The sequence below is a fragment of the Trebonia sp. genome (genome assembly GCF_049794275.1).
GTDB lineage: Bacteria > Actinomycetota > Actinomycetes > Streptosporangiales > Streptosporangiaceae > Trebonia.
On record NZ_JBARCR010000156.1, the window covers coordinates 1 to 1,938 of the forward strand.

General features: G+C 70.6%; 2 protein-coding genes and 1 pseudogene. All 3 read right to left on the minus strand.

Annotated features, from left to right (window positions below):
- Positions 1 to 408, minus strand: a pseudogene (locus WA805_RS04540) (MFS transporter); the annotation flags it as partial.
- Positions 405 to 1,064 (minus strand): helix-turn-helix domain-containing protein, encoded by a 660-nt coding sequence (locus WA805_RS04545; RefSeq protein WP_422338611.1) that lies wholly within the window; start codon positions 1,062 to 1,064, stop codon positions 405 to 407. The pseudogene WA805_RS04540 and the gene WA805_RS04545, both read right to left, overlap by 4 nt.
- Before the next feature lie 130 nt (positions 1,065 to 1,194).
- Positions 1,195 to 1,938 (minus strand): hypothetical protein (locus WA805_RS04550; RefSeq protein ID WP_425241711.1); only part of this gene is annotated, 744 nt, incomplete at its 5' end.

Below are 1,938 nucleotides of genomic sequence, written 5' to 3' on the forward strand. Positions count from 1 at the left end.
GTTCGGCACCCCGCCGTACGCGGCGGTTCGCGGGACCAGCGGCGAGGTGGCCGCGTCGGCGGCGCCCCTGACGGCGCCCGCGACGGCGACAATCGCGAACAGCGAGCCGATCGACAGCGCGCCCGCGGCGTACAAGGCCGGTACGGCACCGACGAGCACGGCAGCGGCGGCGTTTCCCGTGACGCACGACCGCCGGAGCCCGAAGCGGTCGACGACCGGGCCGGAGATCGCCTGGGCGACCACGTAGGGAGCCATTTCCGCGAAGCCGACCAGGCCCGTCCGCGCCGCACTCCCCGTCGTGACCAGCACCAGCCAGGGGATGGCGAGCCCGGACATGAGCGTGCCGAGCTGGGAGATGCCGTACGCGAGCACCAGCCCGTACAGCGGAAGCTTCCTGCGGGGGATCACGGCGAAGCTCCCGGCTCATCGAGGGGCGGCTCCTCCAGCGGCGGCTCGTCGGGGAGCAGCTGGAGCTGGAAGTAGGCACGGATCGTTCCTGGTGCGGGATCGGGGTCACCAGGCGGGCGGCGGTATCGGCTGGCGAGCTCGCTGATCTGCCGGCCGAGCTCGCGGGCCTCGTCGGCGGTCAGCCGCAGCGGCCAGTCGTCCATCCGCCAGGGCGCCGCCGCCATGTCGTCCGGGCTGGCGGTGAGCAGGTCGATGCCGACCTGGATGCGGCGGTAGACCTCTTCGGCCACGATCCGCAGGTACCGGTCGGTCGCCTCGACGTTGTCCGCGGTGCCCGGGTCGTCGGGCATCCGCAGCGTGAAGCCCATCGAGCGGTGCGGCGCCCGCCAGAACCGGTCCCTGGCGTTGCCGCGTTCGGTGTCCTCGACGATGAAGCCGCTGTCGGCCAGCACCCGCAGGTGGTAGCTGGTGACCCCGCTGGACCGCCCGATGCGGGCCGCCAGGCTGGTGGCGGTGGCGGGGCCTTCCTGCTGGAGCAGCTCGAGCAGCCGCAGCCTGATGGGGTGGGTCAGGCCCTTGACCCGCTTCGGGGTGAGGATCAGGTCCCGGCTCGGGTCGATCCAGGCGGGGAAGCCGGTGTCCGGCGCGGTGCCCATGAGCCGACCATACATTCACCCAGAAAGTTTTGCAAAGAAATTTGGGCAATCGCGGGGGAGAGCCGGCCGCGTACGTTCCGGATGAAAAAGATCTTTCTTCCGAACGTCCGCGGCTTACTCCGCACCCTTCTCAGCTGTGCTGTGCCAGCACAGCCTGCACCGCGGAGTTCGTCGCGGCCGCGCTGAGGTCATCGGAGAAGACGCCGCCGGGGTAGGGGACAACCCAGACGTGCAGCATCTGCGCGGTGTACCTGTTCTGCCAGGTGGCCGGGTCGCAGTTGCCGCGGAGCTGCACGCCGAAGCCGGCGATCGTCGGCCGGCCGTTCACGCAGGTGACGAGGTGCGAGTGCCAGCGGGTCAAGCCGCCGCCGATCTGCGGGCCGTTCTGGGTATCGCCGCCCATGATGTACATGGCGCCGAGCAGGATCGGGGCGTGGTTCGGCACGTTGATCGCGTACACGAGCGACGACGGGTCCTGCGGGTTGAGGCCCTGGTAGGCGGGGTCAGGCCCGTTGTACAGCAGGTGCTCCTCGCCGTTGGTCTTCAGCACGTAGGTGTAGCCCGCCGCGAACGCCGCCTGCACATTCGCGTACCGCCTCAGGCTCGTGTCCGTCGCCTGGATCAGCTGAGCGGCCGCCACCACCTGCGCCGCGGTCGGCGGCGCCGTCGAGCCGTACATCTGCATGTCCGGCAGGCCGTTGGTGGTGCCCATGTCTCCCATGCTCGGGTCCAGCGCGGTGGACGATGACTGACTGGACGATGACGAGGAGGACATGCTGCCGGATGCCATGCCCGCGGGCCCCTCGGGCCCCGCCCAGCCGGGCGTCATCACCGCGGTGGTCGCCGCGATCACCACGACGGGAACCGCGACGAG

Bases quoted from the DNA above. Each gene is read 5' to 3' on its own strand.
- WA805_RS04545 (WP_422338611.1), bottom strand. From the start codon at position 1,064: ATGGGCACCGCGCCGGACACCGGCTTCCCCGCCTGGATCGACCCGAGC.